Source organism: Polystyrenella longa, from assembly GCF_007750395.1.
In the GTDB taxonomy this organism is placed as follows: domain Bacteria; phylum Planctomycetota; class Planctomycetia; order Planctomycetales; family Planctomycetaceae; genus Polystyrenella; species Polystyrenella longa.
In genome coordinates this window covers 3,891,146-3,908,627 of record NZ_CP036281.1, presented here as the reverse complement: position 1 = coordinate 3,908,627, position 17,482 = coordinate 3,891,146, and the positions used below count along the sequence as shown (strand labels likewise).

General features: G+C 51.1%; 16 protein-coding genes and 1 tRNA gene. 11 read left to right on the top strand and 6 right to left on the bottom strand.

Going from position 1 to position 17,482, the window contains the following annotated elements:
* Positions 1-41: 41 nt before the first annotated feature.
* Positions 42-251, bottom strand: coding sequence for a hypothetical protein (locus Pla110_RS14520; protein ID WP_144996463.1), 210 nt, complete (start codon positions 249-251; stop codon positions 42-44).
* A gap of 225 nt (positions 252-476) precedes the next feature.
* On the opposite strand from Pla110_RS14520, the gene Pla110_RS14515 reads away from it, so the two are divergent.
* Positions 477-1,280: a 3-keto-disaccharide hydrolase gene (locus Pla110_RS14515; RefSeq protein WP_144996462.1), complete on the top strand. Its 804-nt coding sequence runs from the start codon at positions 477-479 to the stop codon at positions 1,278-1,280.
* A 21-nt stretch (positions 1,281-1,301) separates the two neighbouring features.
* On the opposite strand, the gene Pla110_RS14510 is transcribed toward Pla110_RS14515, so the two are convergent.
* The 3 genes from Pla110_RS14510 to Pla110_RS14500 form a co-directional block, all read right to left on the bottom strand.
* Entirely contained in the window at positions 1,302-2,459 is a 1,158-nt protein-coding gene (locus Pla110_RS14510) for a XylR family transcriptional regulator (RefSeq protein WP_144996461.1), read from the bottom strand.
* A 53-nt stretch (positions 2,460-2,512) separates the two neighbouring features.
* Positions 2,513-3,346, bottom strand: a complete 834-nt coding sequence (gene dapF / locus Pla110_RS14505; RefSeq protein ID WP_144996460.1) for a diaminopimelate epimerase — start codon at positions 3,344-3,346, stop codon at positions 2,513-2,515.
* Positions 3,347-3,595: 249 nt separating this feature from the next.
* On the bottom strand, positions 3,596-4,597 hold the full coding sequence (locus Pla110_RS14500; RefSeq protein WP_144996459.1) for a 3'-5' exoribonuclease YhaM family protein: 1,002 nt from the start codon (positions 4,595-4,597) through the stop codon (positions 3,596-3,598).
* 677 nt (positions 4,598-5,274) lie between these two features.
* Here Pla110_RS14500 and Pla110_RS14495 point away from each other — a divergent pair.
* The 7 genes from Pla110_RS14495 to Pla110_RS14465 all read left to right on the top strand — a co-directional run bounded on the left by Pla110_RS14495 (position 5,275) and on the right by Pla110_RS14465 (position 9,921).
* Entirely contained in the window at positions 5,275-5,496 is a 222-nt protein-coding gene (locus tag Pla110_RS14495; protein WP_144996458.1) for a Sec-independent protein translocase subunit TatA/TatB, read from the top strand.
* 90 nt (positions 5,497-5,586) lie between these two features.
* Positions 5,587-5,883 (top strand): Sec-independent protein translocase subunit TatA/TatB, encoded by a 297-nt coding sequence (locus Pla110_RS14490; RefSeq protein WP_231742465.1) that lies wholly within the window; start codon positions 5,587-5,589, stop codon positions 5,881-5,883.
* A gap of 309 nt (positions 5,884-6,192) precedes the next feature.
* Complete coding sequence (panD, locus tag Pla110_RS14485; protein WP_144996457.1) at positions 6,193-6,567, top strand: aspartate 1-decarboxylase; 375 nt, start codon at positions 6,193-6,195, stop codon at positions 6,565-6,567.
* Positions 6,568-6,642: 75 nt separating this feature from the next.
* Entirely contained in the window at positions 6,643-7,425 is a 783-nt protein-coding gene (locus Pla110_RS14480) for a tetratricopeptide repeat protein (protein ID WP_144996456.1), read from the top strand.
* Between the two features lie 110 nt (positions 7,426-7,535).
* Positions 7,536-8,228, top strand: coding sequence for a tRNA (adenosine(37)-N6)-threonylcarbamoyltransferase complex dimerization subunit type 1 TsaB (gene tsaB / locus Pla110_RS14475; protein WP_144996455.1), 693 nt, complete (start codon positions 7,536-7,538; stop codon positions 8,226-8,228).
* A 51-nt stretch (positions 8,229-8,279) separates the two neighbouring features.
* The gene (locus Pla110_RS14470; RefSeq protein ID WP_144996454.1) at positions 8,280-9,686 is read left to right on the top strand and encodes an MBOAT family O-acyltransferase; all 1,407 of its coding nucleotides are present in this window, start codon (positions 8,280-8,282) and stop codon (positions 9,684-9,686) included.
* A gap of 150 nt (positions 9,687-9,836) precedes the next feature.
* Positions 9,837-9,921 (top strand) — tRNA-Ser (locus Pla110_RS14465).
* Positions 9,922-9,990: 69 nt separating this feature from the next.
* Here Pla110_RS14465 and Pla110_RS14460 read toward each other — a convergent pair.
* Complete coding sequence (locus Pla110_RS14460) at positions 9,991-10,989, bottom strand: nucleoside hydrolase (RefSeq protein ID WP_197440217.1); 999 nt, start codon at positions 10,987-10,989, stop codon at positions 9,991-9,993.
* 418 nt (positions 10,990-11,407) lie between these two features.
* On the opposite strand from Pla110_RS14460, the gene Pla110_RS14455 reads away from it, so the two are divergent.
* From Pla110_RS14455 to Pla110_RS14445, 3 genes are all read left to right on the top strand, one after another.
* Positions 11,408-11,887 carry a GNAT family N-acetyltransferase gene (locus Pla110_RS14455; protein ID WP_197440216.1) on the top strand — a complete coding sequence of 160 codons (480 nt, stop codon included), beginning with the start codon at positions 11,408-11,410 and terminating at the stop codon, positions 11,885-11,887.
* Positions 11,888-13,366, top strand: coding sequence for a RimK family protein (locus tag Pla110_RS14450; RefSeq protein WP_144996451.1), 1,479 nt, complete (start codon positions 11,888-11,890; stop codon positions 13,364-13,366). It abuts the gene before it with no gap.
* 110 nt (positions 13,367-13,476) lie between these two features.
* Positions 13,477-16,161, top strand: coding sequence for an AAA family ATPase (locus Pla110_RS14445; RefSeq protein ID WP_144996450.1), 2,685 nt, complete (start codon positions 13,477-13,479; stop codon positions 16,159-16,161).
* Positions 16,162-16,368: 207 nt separating this feature from the next.
* On the opposite strand, the gene Pla110_RS14440 is transcribed toward Pla110_RS14445, so the two are convergent.
* Positions 16,369-17,334 (bottom strand): isochorismatase family protein, encoded by a 966-nt coding sequence (locus Pla110_RS14440; RefSeq protein ID WP_231742462.1) that lies wholly within the window; start codon positions 17,332-17,334, stop codon positions 16,369-16,371.
* Positions 17,335-17,482 lie beyond the last annotated feature (148 nt).

Here is a 17,482-nt window from a genome sequence, read left to right as displayed (position 1 = left end):
CTACATGTTTCACTATTTTTCAATCGAATTGATTGATTTACTTAACGTCGTCCCGGTTTCAAGACGGATTCGTAAATGTTGAGAATTCCATCTCTTAGAAAACTCCAACTGGCGGACAGGAATTGTCCTTTACGGTCGATATAGTCTTCGCCATCGACATCGTAGTTGGATTGTTCGCTGGCCATCTCTTTCAGGCGATTATTGATCCAGGAAACGGTGAGCACGGGAATGTCGGGGCGGTCTGCATTCATGAGGTAGGCGTCGCTAAAGGCGTGGTGAGCGGATCGGAATACAGGTGAGGGTTAGAGCTGATAAAGAGATCGCCCTGTGGTAACATAAAATACCTGTTTTCATAGTCTCTCAGGAATTTAGGTCCCCTTTTCTGATCTCTCTTAATTGATCTATTGGAGTGACAGTTTAATTGAGGGTTGCTTCCGCTTCCGTATCGATCATGGCGGTTATGAGGATTTGTCCTGATGATTGCTGTGACCCCATATTGTCTATCTGATTTATTACTTCGCCCGAATCGAGTTCATTGCATGGTTTGCTACATCGATCGTTTTGTCTCTGTTGTCACTGTGGGCCTGTCGTTGGGCATACTCTGTAGTCTTTCCGGTTGCGAGCAGCCCGAACCAGAACCTGCTATGCCACCCGAGGCCGGAGTTCCAATTCCGGCAGAAGAGAAACTGGCGGAAGGGGTGATGATCCATTTCGAACCGGGGTTCTCACCAATCAACCTTGCCGGCCTTGATCTGTTTTCAAGTGAGCCAACCCCTGAGAAGCCGACCTGGCGCGAGGATCGGGGCGTGATTATCTGCACTGGCAAACCGAAGGGATATGCCCAGACTTCGACCTCGTACGACAATTTTATTCTGAAGTACGACTACCGTTTTGAACCTTCCGAGCGTCATCGCAAAGAAGGGAAGCTCGATTACAGCAACACCGGCGTGTTGGTCTACATCTCGGGTGAAGATCAAATCTGGCCGAAGTCGATTGAAGTGCAGGGGAAACAGATGGAGATGGCTTCCATCAAATCCAACGGGGGAATTCCCGATGTTGAAATCGAGGATAATGCTGAAAAACGGGAAACCGCACGGAAGCCAGTCGGAGATTGGAACAGCATCGAAGTCGAGTCAAAAGAGGGCGTGTTGACGACTCGGCTCAATGGTGAGCAGATCTGCCAGAACAAACCGGGCGAAGTGAAAAGTGGCCGCATTGGATTTCAGGCCGAAGGCTTTGAAGTGCATTTCCGCAACATCCGAATTAAAGAGACCGAGTAGAATGCAATTCGGTTCTTAATTTTAGCCTCGGCGTTGTTCACTACGGAATTGACTGGGAGTCTGCTCGTAGGTTTTGTGAAAGAGTTCTGAGAGATATTGCTGGTATTGAAATCCAGTGCGACGCGCAATCTCGGCGAGCGAAAGATCGGTTTCGGTAAGCAGCAATCGAGCCTGGTTCAACCGGACCCGATTGATTTCCGCATTGGGAGATCTCCCTAAAAGGTCACGCATACGGCGTTCGAGAGAGCTGCGGGAGATCGGAACTACTTTCAGGACTTCGGAGACAGTAATTCCCTCGCATGCTTTTTCCCGAATCAACCGCAGTGCGCGGGCCAGATCCTGATCATCAATCGCAACGATATCGCTGGATTGCCGTGTCACGATTCCGACTGGTTCCACCAAGAGTGGTCCCTGCGGTTCTGAGTCGCCCTTCATCAATCGATTTAACAGGGCTGCTGCTTCGTATCCGACTTTGAGCCCGTTCATTTTCAGGCTGGAGAGGGGAGGAGTCGCCATTCCGCACAAGGTTTCGTCATTCTCGACTCCTACAACGGCGACTTCCTCTGGTACGGAAAGCCCGGCACGCTGACAGGCGTCTAACAGCCAGAACCCAAGTTGGTCGGTGCAGGCCAGAATGCCAACCGGCTTGGGCAGTTCCAGTAGCCAGGCAGAGAGCGCCCGCTGATGAGCCTCCCATTCAGGAGGCGATTCTTTTTTATGTCGCGAAGAGAAAGTACTACATTCGATCTGCTCTTCTTTCAGGATCTGCTGGAAGGTGTCGCGACGTTCCTCGAAAAAATCTTCTGTGTCGAAGTCGTAGATTCCGAAGTTTCGGAAGCCTCGTTCCAGAAAATGTTGTGCGACCTGTCGGCCTATAGACTGATTGTCCATTCCAATAAAGGGAAAGTCATGCCTCAAGCGGGTCGAACGCAATTCAACTGCGGGCACGCCGGTCTGCCGAATCGCATCGGCCATCTTCTGGCTGCCCGTCCGTGTCAGAATGCCATCGCCAGACCAGTTCTTGAGCCAGGGGGGAGGAGGGGAGTCGAGCGCCCTGAGTTCGACAAAGACGGACCACGGACTCTGTTCGGATACATATCGCTTTACCCCCTGCAGAATCTCGCGCGTATACGACCGAGTTGTTTCAATCAGCAGCGCGACGTGCGGGATGGACGACATAGACAACTTTCCGCTGCGACGGGATAAGGATTTAAACAGAGTTTGTGAACAGTTTATTCAGGCCAGACACCTTCAAAAACTTCCACAGCGGGTCCTGTCATGAAGACCTCGTCACTGTCGCTCCATTCAAGTTCGAGATCACCCCCCGGGAGATGGCAGAGAACTTTGCGTTCGGTAATTCCCGCTAAGACTCCGGCAACCGCACTCGCGCAGGCTCCTGTGCCGCACGCCTGTGTTTCCCCAGAACCCCGTTCCCAGACACGCATGATGATTTCGGAAGGAGAAACGATCTGAATAAATTCCGCGTTAACCCTGTTGGGAAACATTTCGTGGCTCTCGATGAGGGGACCAATGCCATGAACCCAGGCGTCACTTAATTCACCCACAAATGTAATGCAATGTGGGTTGCCCATCGACACACAGGTGACTTCCAGTCTTTTGCCCCCCACATTCAGCGGAGCTTTCACAGGGGGATCGCCCGGAAGGAGTGTGGGAATGTCGGCACTGGTGAGGATCGGTTTCCCCATGTTGACCCGGACGGACTCGACTTTGGTTCCGGACAGGTTGCATTGTAATGTCAGAACGCCGTTGCCCGTTTCGATTTTGAGTTCTTCTTCTTTGGCGATGCCGTGATCGTAAACATACTTGGCGACGCAGCGCACACCGTTACCGCACATCTCGGATTCACTTCCGTCGGCGTTGAACATCCGCATGCGGGCGTGACCAACTTCGCTGGGGCAAATCAGAATCAGGCCATCGGAACCGATTCCTTTGTGACGGTCGGATACCTGTTGCGCTAAAGCGGGGATGTCGGTGGGAAGCGATTCGTCAAAGCAGTTCACGTAGACATAATCGTTTCCCGCTCCGTGCATCTTGGTGAATTTCATCGTCGGATTTGTTTCTGGATTTCAGGTTAACTAAGGGGGGGAGTATTTGGTGATGTCAGAATATCGGAAGTCTTTTTTCAACACAAAGTCACGAAGCCACAAAGTGTAAAGACTAAGTCTTAGTGCATGTCTTCATGTAGAAAATGTAATGAAGTCATGTCTGACGCTTGGTGGCAACTGAACCTGTCGGACAAATGTTGAATAGAATGGTCCTGTTCATTCTATTGAGTGAATTTCAGACAGTCAGGTTCACCCACGGAACAGGGCCCGGCGGAGCGGATTGTTTCGTGAGGTGAAGTCGAGATCGGAGTTGTCATCCGCTTCGAGTGCCATCGCCATCATATGATATTTCGCATCGATATCATCCGCATAGTGAACGAGCAGGGCTTCCGGAGTGTGCGGGGCAATTGGGGAACCCCATTCGGGTAGATTCTGGTGGGCGACGATAATATGTTCAAGCCGCAACAGCAGGTTTGGATCGAGTTCGGGCACCTTTTCTGCGTAGGACCGCACGATGTCTCTTCCCAGCAAGATATGTCCGATCAACTGGCCCGCCGGAGAATACTCGGAACCCTGAGGTTGGAATGCGAGTTCCTGCATTTTGCCAATGTCATGGAGAATAGCCCCGGCGATAACAAGATCCCGTGATAAAGGGGGCTGCATTGCCCGGTAATAATCGGCGTATTTATCGGCGAGGAACAGGGCTGTCTGTGTCACCGATCGTACATGCTCCAGAAAGCCTCCGAGGTACGCATGATGATTGCGTTTGGCAGCGGGGAATGTTTTAATTTCCTCTTCGTTTTCGGTCAGGATCAACCGGACCAACTCATTGAGGTTCGGATCGACGATTTCCTTCTCGACAATCCCGAGAAGATCCTGAAACATCTCATCAGCGTTGTAGCGGCTTGAAATATAAAAATCATTCTCGTTGAACCCGGCTTCTCGGTCTTCGTCTGTGACGGCGTGGGCTTCTTCGAGGGTGATCTGAGGACCGAATTTGGTGTCGGCGTATTGACCGGTAATCCGATAGAACGAACCGACTTGCCATTCTGCTTCACAGGGTCCAAACCAGGGAGAGTCACTCCAGACCATAACAACGGCTTCTCGTTCGCGATCACGGAAAGTGACTCGATAGTAAGGTTTTCCGTCCCGGGTCTTCGCCTGGTCCTGCTGAGAGAGCAGGGCGTAGCAGGTCGCTTTTTCACCGTTTTCGAGTTCGGAAAGTGGGCGGGTCGTTGGTTTTGAGGGCATGGTCGCGTCGTCAGGAATTACGAGGAATCATGTTAGTCAGAATCAATCACATTATCCTATCTGGTTTTGTCATCGGAACGAAATTCAAAACAGCGGATTTTCTAGATATGTTCAAATTTATAGTATGGTTTCCGCTTTCAAAATTGGGTCGAAAGGGGCTTCCCTCATTGACAGTGGAATCATCCGTTGTATTATTGAGTGACAAGCAGTGCTGCTCGACGTCCTGTTTTTCCAATGGGAGACAGAAGTAGCACCCTCTTTCAGCACGAGATCTGAAGAAATCAGGCTCTGACGCGCAAACTCAGAGATTGCATTCTCGGCACAATCCGTAAAACCCCACCCGACGCATCTATTTCCGGTGAGCTTTGGGGGTCATACGAGTAGTTTCAGGATTGAGAATGCCTCAACTTTGCTCATAATTCACTTACCGATGCTCCTCGCCTGACGTGCCTCTGTACCTGAAGTCTCCCTGAGTTCATGGACGTGATCTTTCCAGATGAAGTTTACCACTTCCTCTGCGGGTGTTTTTTCTCCCCGGTCTCGTTTCTCCAAAATCAGACTCCCTCAGCGTTCCTTCTTTTTTGAATAGATGTTGAGAGTGACATCTACCGATATCCCACCTTTTCCTATCCAGTCCTGCCTGTTGCCAAACCTGTTTTGGCCCGAGAGGTTCCAGTATGAATCATGTTTCCACGTTGGCCATATTCACCGGTGTTCCCGGATTGCCAGAGATTCTTATCGTTCTGGCGATTGTTCTGCTGTTATTCGGCAAGCGTTTACCAGGCGTGGCCCGTTCGCTGGGATCCAGCATCGTCGAATTCAAAAAGGGAATGAGCGACGACGAAGAGGAAGACTTGAGCAAAGGGAAAGTCTCTGACACCGAAGAGGAAAAAGCCTGATTTCAGGTTTTTCATTCAAAATCAATCACCCTGAATCTCAGACTTTAAAAATCAAACTAACCTGAAACACTTCTTTCGGGAGGAAGAAATATGCCTATTATTGGCAGTCCGGGTATGCCGGAACTGATTATCGTCGCGATCATTGCTCTGCTGTTGTTTGGAAAACGACTGCCAGAAGTTGCGCGCAGCCTTGGCAAGGGAATCGTTGAATTCAAAAAGGGTGTCTCCGGAATTGAAGACGAAGTTACCGATACCACCCGCAGCAAACCGAATCGTTCGGAACGTGCTGAAGCGAAAGAGAGCCTGGACGACGTGAAAGCGCCTAAGTTTGAACCGCCGGCCGAAGAGCCGCAGGTCGAAACTGAACTCGAAACTAAAGAAGCGTAATCTGACGTGACTTGTCCGGCCTCAATTCGGTACTGTCGACAAAACCTCTGGCTGTTCTCTGTTTCTACCGCCGAATTTCTCTGGAAATTCGGGTTTGAATCGGAACAGCCTGTTTTTTTGAATGTCGAGTCGAGATTCCGAGGCCTATTTTAGGCTTCGGATGCTGTTTTCAGGCTCTTTTCACCTGCACGGGGTTGTTCCACTCGACCGAATTCGGAATACTATGACCAGTTTCCAGCCCGGTCTGAGATGATTGTAGCTGTGACTTTGGCCCCTTCCTCTGATGCCAGTCTCAAAGACTCCTTATCGATGCGGCGAACCTTACTGAAATCTAAAATCCACCGCGCAACGGTGACCCAGGCCGAACTCCATTATGAGGGTTCGGTGACGATCGATAAATTGCTGCTCGAAGCGGCTAATATTCTCGATCATGAACGGGTGGAAATTTACGACATCACCAACGGTAACCGACTTTGTACGTATGCAATTGATGGTGAACCCGGGTCGGGTGTCATCTGCATCAACGGAGCGGCCGCGCATCTCGTCAATCCGGGTGATCTGGTGATTATCGCCAGCTATGCGGAATACGAAGAAGACGAAATTGCTGATTACAAACCGGTCGTCGTTCAAGTCGATACCCGTAATCGCATGACTGACGGTGTGGTCTCCTGTACTGAAAACTAAATGCGTCCTTTTGAAAACGCGTTTTCCGATGACGGAGATTCCCGCTGTCGGAATTGCCAGCTGACGGAGTTTCTTATGCGCCCGGTTCATTTCGCTGGCTCCTTCATCGTCAGTTTTTGCTTTTTCGCTTTGGCTCTCGCTTTGGCTCTCGCTGTGCACTCCGCCGAGCCAGATGAATTCGATCTCAAGCGATACTCCACCCCACATCAAGGCGAAGCGAAAACCGTACTTGACGGGTTCATCGATAAAACGAACCTGAGCGAACGAGAGCTTTCCCAGCGAGGCGACGCTTACTTCTTTCTCGGGCGATTCAAAGAATCTGCCTCTGATTACAACGCCATGAGCGAATTGAATCCGAGCTTGGAAGACTCTCACTGGAGACGAGGAATCGCCTGGTATTATGCCGGTGATTTCAAGAATGCAGCGGGACAGTTTGAACGATATCACTCGTTTGATAATGTCGATCGAGAGAATGGTATCTGGCGTTATTTCTCTCAGGTCCGTGCTTATGGCGATAAGCGGGCGCAGGAAGATTTACTCAAGTACGAAAAAGACGACCGGGCCCCTTTTCCGTTGCTCTACCAGTTTTTCGCGGGAAAAGTGACGTCTGAAGAGATTCTAAACAACATCAACAAAGCCGACATCAGTGATGAGGAACGGTCAAAACAGTTGTTCTACGCTGAATTATATATCGGTTTGAATCACGCCGTGCACGAAGAACCTAAGCAGGCCATTCCACACCTCCAGCAAGCTGTCGCTAATAAGTGGGGGCCCATAAGCGGATATGGTCCGCATTACATGTGGCAAGTGGGTCGCGTTCAATTGGAGCGACTGATGACAGAAGCGAATGCAGAGTAAGTGACGCCGGACGTCGTCCGGTAACTGGCTTTGCGCTGGTGAGCGGGGTAAGGTATTCGGATAGTAAACAACCTCTCGAATCGTATGCCGCTCGTTACTTCAGGCAGATCATGCTGACACTCGGAATTGAAACTTCAACCAACGTTACGTCCGTTGCCATTCTGGACGATGACGTTGTGCTGGCTGAACAAAACTTGTCCAGCGACAACGTTCGTCATGCCCAAACATTGGTTCATGACTTGAACGAACTGCTTGAGCAACATCAGCTCCAGCTTTCCGACTGCAAGAGAGTTGCCGTCAGCATGGGACCGGGAAGTTTTACCGGGTTGCGGATCGGGCTTGTGTTTGCAAAAACGCTGTCCTACATCAACCAATGTGAACTCGTTCCCGTTGACACCTTGCTGGCAATTGCGGCCAATTCTCCGGACGATGTTTCTCGCGTACATAGTGTTGTCGATGCGCAACGGGGCGATTTGTATGTCGCCACCTTTGACCGTATCTCCGCGAACAAATGGAAGCGGGCAGGCGATGTGCGAATTGTGGCGGCGACAGGCTGGATGGACGAATTGACGAAAGAGGATGTGATCAGCGGACCAGGTCTGCAAAGGTATCAGGAGTTGATCTCTGAACACGCTCGAGTGCTTGATCAGAATTTCTGGACACCCCGTGCCGCGATCGTTGCCCGATTAGACACGGAACAGGCCGCCTTAACTCGGTTTGAAGATTTGGCGGCACTGGAGCCGTTTTATCTTCGCAAAAGTGCCGCCGAGGAAAACTGGGCCCGTAAACAGGCCACCAGGTAGAAGCCGAAGTCATCGCCATGGCAATCGGTATAGGAAACCGGCAGGATCGATATGGTTTTCAGCTCTCCTTTATTCCTGTTTCTCTTTTTGCCCTTGTTGTTGATCTGCTACGCGCTCTTACCACTACGCTGCCGCAACGGACTGCTACTTTGTTTCAGCCTGCTGTTTTATGCCTGGGGAGAACCCATTGGGATCCTCTGGTTACTCGGCTCCATCGGTTGGAATTACGTCGCCGGATTGCAGATTGGTCGGACTGAAGGGCAAGCTCGGTTTCGTTGGCTTTGGATTGGGATAACTGCCAATCTGGCGCTGTTGGGATATTTTAAATATACAAACTTCTTGATTGATCAACTCAACTCGGGCCTGTTTTCCATCGGCGGACCACTCGTTAGACACGACCCTGTTACGTTGCTCCTCGGGATCTCCTTTTTTACCTTCCAGGCGATCTCTTATCTGGTGGATGTCTACCGCGATGAGGTTCAACCCCAACGACGTTTGGATCGTTTGGCATTATATATCGCTCTCTTTCCTCAATTGATCGCCGGACCGATTGTGCGGTATCAGGAGATTGAATCGGAACTGGCCGCGCCCCGTAAGGATGAACTGGAACGGAGCCTTGGGTTCAAGAGATTCATTCTGGGGCTGGCGAAAAAAGTGCTCATCGCTGATACCCTCGGTCGCACCGCGGACACTGTATTCGGCATGGAACCGGAACTGATCAGCACGCAGGTTGCCTGGCTCGGTTTACTCTGTTACTCGTTGCAAATTCTCTACGACTTCGCCGGTTATTCGGACATGGCGATTGGCTTGGGGCAAATCTTTGGGTTCCGTTTTCCGGAAAACTTTCTGGGGCCCTATCGAGCAGATAGCATGCGGGGGTTCTGGCGAAGGTGGCACCAGACACTCTCCCGCTGGTTCAGGGATTATGTTTATATTCCACTTGGTGGAAACCGAGGTTCGCAATTACGAACCGGTCTGAATCTGCTGATTGTGTTTGCCCTGTGCGGGCTTTGGCATGGAGCCGCCTGGAATTTTCTACTGTGGGGTTTGTACCACGGTTCGTTTCTCCTATTGGAACGATGGTGGTCAGGACATATTCCCATCCCGCGTCTCGTGCGGCATGCTTATGTCCTGCTCGTCGTGATGCTGGGGTGGGTACTTTTCCGATCTCCGACTCTAAGTTATGCCTCTAAATTTTATCGGGTACTGTTCGCTCCCTTACTGCCCGGAGAAAATGCCACAGGTCCCAACGGTTCCGTCGGGTTATACAGCTATCCGCTACTCTGGCTGATGTTGATAGTGGGAATCGTGGGACTACTTCCTTGGGGAGCATGGTGTACTCGATCACGAAACCGCCTGCGCGGGATGGAGGAGACAGGGTATCTGTTGTTGCTGCTGGTGACGATGCTGTTTGTCGCCTCGTCGACCTATTCACCTTTCATTTATTTCCGCTTTTGATAGGTTACTGAGCGAACCTGTTTATGAAATATCTTCTCCGTCTGATAACAAACCGCGGCGTCTGGAGCGAATCAAGCCGAGCTTCCCTTTTCAGCCGGCGAGTGGATAACTAAAATGTCGCACACGTTCCCGAAAATCGGTGGACGTTCCGGAGGGGTGACAGAGTGGCCGATTGTGCTGGTCTCGAAAACCAGTGTAGGGCAACCTACCGGGGGTTCGAATCCCCCCCCCTCCGCTTTTCTATCACCTGAATTATTTGATTCCGTGCCTTTTCCTGAGCCGGGTCATTCCCCGTGAGGGCGATCTATTCTTTCGGTTGATGTTTCATCAACGCTTCCATCTCCGCGGCGACTTCCTCATACGTCGCTGTTCCGTCCAGTGCCGCGATGTAACTCTGCCGCGGATCATTCGGAGCCTCTCTCCATTCGTGGGTGCCATTCTCAAAGATGTGGTTATGCCCCGTACGCACTTGTTTCCAGGGCGAACCGGTTCCCCGCGCCGCGACCATGACGGTAATCTGGTCGGCACTGTGTCGGTCTTTTGCGGTCCCTTTGTAGTAGAGTTCATACACTCGTCGAATCGGATTCTTGCCCTCTAACTGCGCAAGTCCTGCTCCTGTGGACAGTTTGTCGGCGAAGACTCCCGCGCCCGTAAACACGATTTCTCCCGGCCAGTCTCGGACGGCTTCCACAGTCGCTTTCGGATCCATTTTAAAGTTTCCCCATGCGGCCGGGTCGAGGTCCGCCGGGTACACTGTACCCATACAGTACCAGCATTTGACTTTTGTACGGGCGAGTTCCATTCCGCTGAGCGAGCTAATGTCATCCGGTGGCGAGAGCAGGAGATCTCGAATGTTCGTCACATCGCCCACCGTAATGACTACCACGCTTCCATCCTTTTCCCCAGCGAGGGCCTGTCGGTAAACAGCGAGGGCAGCGGGTTGTTGGGAAATGTCATCTGGGAAATCATGAGGAAACTCTTTCGCAATCGTAGCCGCATAGCGTGAGCCCTGTTTGTTGGGCGTCGCCGCAGGGAGACCGATGGGAAGATCAGGGCGACCAAACCACGTGTTGATCGCGTCGACGCAGGGCCCCGACCAAGTGTGTCGCGCGGAGATTGGAGTCGCGAGAATGCGAAATTCCCCTCGGTCTGCGAGTGCATGCAGGATGGCGAGTGCCCCGGAGTCGTCGCAGTCGCTTTCCATGTCGGTGTCAAAGATTACGGGCAGAGGCTCAACCGCCAAAAGAGAACTGGTGGAGAACATCAGGAGAAGCAGGCCAAACGTTGTAGTACAGAATTTCATGGATTCACTCGTCAAGAAATAAGTCAGCAGGGAAATATTGGAATGGAGAGACTGGTCGCTAGAGATCTCGATTATACTTGCTGAGTGTCGTGAATAAACTCGTTTACCTGTTTTCATTGTTGAGGAAAATGATTGGGTCCGGCATTGCCAGCGATTCTGTCGATGCATTAGTATTCTGACTACTCACTGACCAGACAGTCCCCCTGAAATCTGCTTTTCTACTCGACCGCTGCTGCCCTCTTTTCTGGTCCACTTTCCCACTCTGCATTCTCTTCTGTTGCATTCTATAAACGGTCCTGAAACCCTCTGATGAGGCAAAATGTCCTTGTTCTGTAGGCTTTAATCTAGCCACAACCGGGTTTCAGGATGGGTTCTTATACTGCCAGACCCATTGAGGTCGGCATCGGGAAAATCGGCTGTGTCGAAAATTGCTCCTTCACAAACTCTTACGCTTCGTGCTGCGCGGATAAACGACTTAGATGATCTCCTGCAGATCGAAAGCGAGTCCTTTTCAACGGAGTCGTACCCGCTGACATCGCGACGCCAGTTTCGCTACTTGCTCACAAAGGCGAAGAATGTCGAACTTTTCGTCGCTTGCCTCGACAAGAATGTTGTTGGATATGGCCTGCTTTTCTTTCGTAAGAATTCCTTCTGGGGTCGATTGTACTCCATCTCGGTTCGTCCAGAATATCAGGGAGGCGCCGTCGGAAAGCAGTTATTTGAACGTGCAGAACAACGCATCCGCAAACGAAAACAGAAGGGGATGCTGCTCGAAATCCGAGCTGATAATCAAAAGCATTTGAAACGTTATCTGGGGCTCGGATATCAACTGATCGACACCATACCTGATTATTATCCGGATGGATCCGCCGCGTTAAAATTACGTAAAGAACTGTAGATGGACTCAATCAAATACATCATCGTTACCGAGAAACCGAAGCTGATTGCCGAAAACAGCGACCGGTTGGTACTCAGTCAAACGGACTTCGTTCGCAAGGTGGATTACAGCCCTTCTAAAAAGGGGATGCCCAAGGTCATTAACCTGAGTGGCAATTACGACTACCTCAGCAAGGGGTACTACATTTCCTTACTGGCGGAAGCGCGGGGGATGCCCTGCATTCCAAACGTCTCTAATATCGTTGCGCTCAACTGGCGCCGGAACTATCAGTTCGCACTGCCGGAACTTTCCGGGATTCTGGAAAAGACGTTCGATGAACCGGTGGAGGAGCCACTTTCCCGTACCTACACCACCTTTTTCGGTCGTCATGAGAACCCGAAGATTGAACCGGTGGCTCGGCGGATGTTCGACCTGTTCCGTTTTCCGTTAATGTCGTTTGAGGTGAAATGTTCTCCGCAAGGAAAATGGGCGATCGAAAAAATCGAGACACCTTCATTTCAAAACATGGCGGAACGGCAAAGTGATCGCTTTACAGACGCTCTCAGTAAGTTTACTGGCTCCGCCTGGCGGTACGAGATCGATAAGAAAAAGCAGGAAAAATACTGGCTCGCGATTCTGCACGATCCTAAAGAGGAACATGCTCCCTCGAACAAGGCTGCGCTCAAAAAATTTATTTCAGTGGGTAAGAAAATGGGGATCTGGGTGGAGTTAATCACCCGGCATGATTTCTCGACGTTACTCGAATTCGACGCGCTTTTCCTGCGGGAAACGACGGCAATTAATAATCACACGTATCGCTTCGCTAATAAGGCCGAACAGGAAGATATACCCTGTATCGATGACACGAAGTCCATCATTCGCTGCTGCAACAAGGTTTATCTCAAGGAGTTGCTCGCGTCGCATCATATTGCGACCCCCAAATCGTTGATCCTCGACAAGAAGAATCTGCATTTGTCCGAAAGCGAAATCCCCTTTCCTTGCGTGTTAAAAATTCCTGACGGTTCGTTTTCCCGCGGAGTGATTAAAGTCTCCGATAAAGAAGAGCTTCGGACGCAGGCTACTCGTATGTTGCAGAAGTCGGATTTTATTCTCTGTCAGGAATTTGTCGCCTCCGATTTTGATTGGCGAATTGGCGTACTGAATAATGAGCCTCTCTTCGGAATTAAATATTATATGGCGCAAGGGCACTGGCAGATTTATAATCATGCCGCCAAGCAGAAATCGCATCAGGAAGGGGATGATGAAATTATTCCGATTGAACATGTTCCCACCGAAGTATTGGACGCTGCCCTTAAAGCGGCGAAGTTGATCGGTAACGGTTTGTATGGTGTCGATTTAAAGCAGACGACTGATGGTCGAGTGCTAGTGATCGAAGTTAATGACAATCCGAATATCGATGCTGGTGTCGAAGACAAAATTCTGGGCGACGTACTGTACCAGAAAATATTGAACCGATTCATCGAACTGATTGAGGAATGAGGTAGGCCAGGGCGAGCGAGGTCGATAGTCATTTCCGTTGCGGATTTGGTATGATTCCGCCGATGTCCGAAATATCGTTATGAATCGATTTCAGCTGAAAGTCTTGTGCTATGTCCACCACCCCGTCGACGCCTCTACCCGCTACGGATCAGGCTGTGTGTGTTCGGGGTTTACGGGTACACAACCTTAAAGACCTGGATGTCTATATCCCGCTGCAGCAGTTCGTGGTGGTGATTGGCGTCAGTGGTAGTGGTAAGTCGAGCCTTGCCCATCATACTTTGTATGTTGAGGGGCAAAGGCGATTCAACGAAACGCTCTCGCCTCAGATTCGGCAGTTACTGGGCACCTTTCAAAAGCCCGATGCAGATGAAATCAGCCAATTACCACCCACCATTACTTTGCGAGAGTTGAGTCCGGCGGAACAAAAACGAGCCACGGTGGGGTCATTAACGGAGATCGACGAATCGCTAGCGCTGCTCTTTGCTCGGCAAGGAAACGTCGTTTGCCCGAAATGTGAAATCAGGATTAAACCCGCCAGCCCGGATTCGATCCTGCAGTCGATCAGCAACTGGCCGGAGAAAACTCGATATCAAATCGCATTTTGTTCCGGCGAATCGGCGGATGTCTGGCAGGAGGCAGGTTTCATTCGGACTGTTCCACTATCGGTCATGGGGGACGGACTAGAAGGGACGTTGGTGATCGTGGACCGATTGTCAGTCGGTGGCAGCGACGATAGCCGAGTACTCGAATCGTTAGAGACTGCTTTTGCGAATGGGGATGGCGAACTCTTTTGCCTGCGTGAACCCGCAGAAGGATCGAATCAGACTCTTGAGATCGAGGGACGGAACTGGGAAGCCATTCCGTTTTCGATGCATTTCCAATGCCCCGGTTGTGGAGTGCGGTTACAGGCTCCGCATCCTCAACTCTTCAATCCTTATTCAGCGTTTGGGAAATGTGATGACTGTTCAGGAATGGGAAGCCTCTGGCGGTTCTCAATGGAGAAGCTGATTCCCGACGACAAACTAACGATTGCGGACGGTGCCATTGCACTGACAGTCGAAAAAGGAGGATCACGACTGATCGCACGGATCGAAAAAATCGCCACTCAAGCCGACCTCCCTGCGGTGTTGCCCATACATGCCTGGGACCCGGAAGAGCGAAAACAGTTCGAGACGTTGCTCGATGAATATCTGACTCTCGAATTAAAATCACGCGCCCGCTTCAAGTCGGACCGCTTTCGCGCTGCCTGGATGACCGAAAGTATCTGCCCGGTATGCCGCGGAACGGGAATGACTGCTGCAGCTCTGGCGGTGCGATTGCTGGATGAAAACTATCTTCAATGGCAGCAGCAGTCGATCGAAACCATTCAGAAACGACTAGTCGAATTGGAAAAGGTGGTGCAGAATCCTCTTCAGATCGTGGTACGGGAGGTCAGTAATCGACTCCGGTATCTTCTGGAATTGGGACTGGAAGAGTTAGCTTTGAATCGACAGTGCGCGACGTTGTCTACCGGAGAACGGAAACTGGTTCAGGTTGCCGGCCTTCTCTCCGTCGGGTTGGTCAATACTTTGTATATCATTGATGAACCCTCCCGAGGTTTGCATCCACAGGACCAGCAGCGATTGATTCCACTACTGCGGGAATTGTTACAGGAGGGAAACAGTCTGTTGGTGGTCGACCATGCGGAATCATTCTGGCAGGAGGCCGATCATTTGATTGAGCTCGGCCCAGGGCCAGGGAACCAAGGGGGCGACATTCTCTTTCAAGGCCCGTACGAAGAGTTGACTCAGCAGGAGACACCCAGTGGGAATCATGTCAGCACTTCGGACTCAACTCTGTCACAAGTGAAAAAGAACCTTGGAGAAAGGGATACGCTCCGGCTTACGGGAGTGGGAACAAATAATCTAAAACAACTGGACGTCGAATTCCCATTGAATGCATTGACGGTGGTCAGTGGGATTAGCGGTAGCGGAAAAAGTAGTCTGGTCGAACAGACCCTCTACCCTGCAGTTGCCGTCAAGCTAGGTACACCGATTGCAACGCTTCCACAATTTGCTCTGGGCCACATTGAGGGAACGGGCGAATTGGAGCAGGTTGTCTGGGTTGATCCGCATCGCAAACCGAAGAACGCCCGGTCGGTGGTGGCGACGGCACTCAAAATCTTTTCGCTTATTCGTCAACAGTTTTCAGAAACGGTTCTGGCCCGGACCAGAAACCTGACGCCCGGTTTCTTCAGCTTCAACACGCAGGATTCTGGTCGCTGCGAAGAGTGCGAGGGGAAGGGAATGCTGGAGGTCGATATGGCTTTCATGGAAGACCTGACTCTCATCTGTCCGCAATGCGAAGGAAAACGATTCCGGCCCGACTTGCTTGAAGTTCGATTTCGAGGACTGAACCTGGATGAGGTCCTCAATCTCTCGGCCAGCGAAGCCTTTGAATTCTTTCGCAAACTTCCGCAGATTCAAAAGCGATTACAGGTTCTGATGGAGTTGGGGATTGGCTATCTGGAACTGGGCCGATCGTTATCATCACTTTCACTGGGAGAACAGCAACGACTCTACCTCGCGGAACTGCTGCTACAGGGTTCCGGTGCGAGAACGCTGTTCTTACTGGATGAACCAACTTCGGGTTTGCATCCGGCAGATATCGAACCGCTACTGGAATACTTCAACCGGATGCTGGAGGTGGGGCATACCTTAGTTGTCATCGACAACCACCCCCAATTGCTGAAGCAGGCCGAACAGCTAATCGAACTCGGGCCGGGCCGGGGGACAAAAGGAGGCTATTTGCTGTAGATCTCCTGCTCCGACTAATGCTATTTGTTCGGGTTATCCAGTTTCTTTGAACCACTAAGACACGAAGTCACTAAGAAGTCACTAAGAAATCATCGGTAATCGAGCCTCAGAGCTCATAGGGTATTCTATGAAACTCTCAGTGCCCTTGGTGGCTGTGTGGTTCAAAACCTACGTGCTTGCTCTTTGCTATTTATGATTGTGAGAGCGCTACTGCTGGCTCTGGCTGACAGCAGGTTTGGTCTGTTCGGGTAGGGGATCGTTGGATCCGGGAATGACGGCGATTAGGTCGCTTCCTTTGATCGATGGGCACCAGTACTGTTCGATGTGCTCAATGACCAATTCCGTCCCGCGTGTGTGACTGACGTAGGGTGGTTGGCGGGGATCGTACATGGCGTCGGTTAAATCGCGGGCCAAGGCGACGTTGTAACCGAGTCGCGTCAACTGGCGAATACCAAAGGGGCGACCGAGCACGCACATATTGGTGTGAACGCCCATCATCACGACATTCTTGATTCCCTCCTGTTGAAGCAGGTTATAAACTTCCTGACCGCTATCGCTGATGGCGTCGTAACCAATGATTTTGATGTCTTCGTGTTGACGCGTGTAGACGCGAACGGCGGGTGGCGTGATTGGATCGTCACAGGGAGAGACTTCAGTGACAACGGGCATCTCTGCTTCCGTTTCCGGATCGAGATAGCACCAACCTTTTAATTCCAACGGTGAGTCACTGTGCGGTGCGTACTCTGCCCGCTGGCGATTGAACGACCCTTTGTAAAAATCCATACAGCCACTGGGAGCATGGATGACGAGCGCCCCATGAGCGCGGGCCGCTGTGACAACTTCATTCATGTGAGGAGCCATCATGTCAACACGTTGCGCCGCCATCTGGCAATAGACATCGTCCCACATGTCGCAGATGATGATGGCTGTTTCGGAGACTTTCCATGGTTTTACTTCATCGAGGATTTTGATTTCGCCACTCTCGGTTTCAATTCGGGAGCGGGTATGCATATTGAAATCGCCCGGTGTCTGCGGTCGGATCAACTTGGCAAATTCGGCGGCGGCTGAGGGTTTGGCTTCTTCTGATTTGTCCGCGGCGGCCAGGAACGAAATGGAAAACAGACTAACCACGCAAGCGACACTTACCGAGGGAGCGAAACGGGGGGCATTCATAAACAGATCCTTGGGAAGGAGTTTCTAGCGAAGTTGATACGCCCCGTATTTCAGAGGCAGTGATTCTGTGAAACCAATACTGATTCAATCCAGTATAGAGTCGGAAAGGGGCAAACCAAAGTATTAAACCCTTACCGAGGGTGCAGGG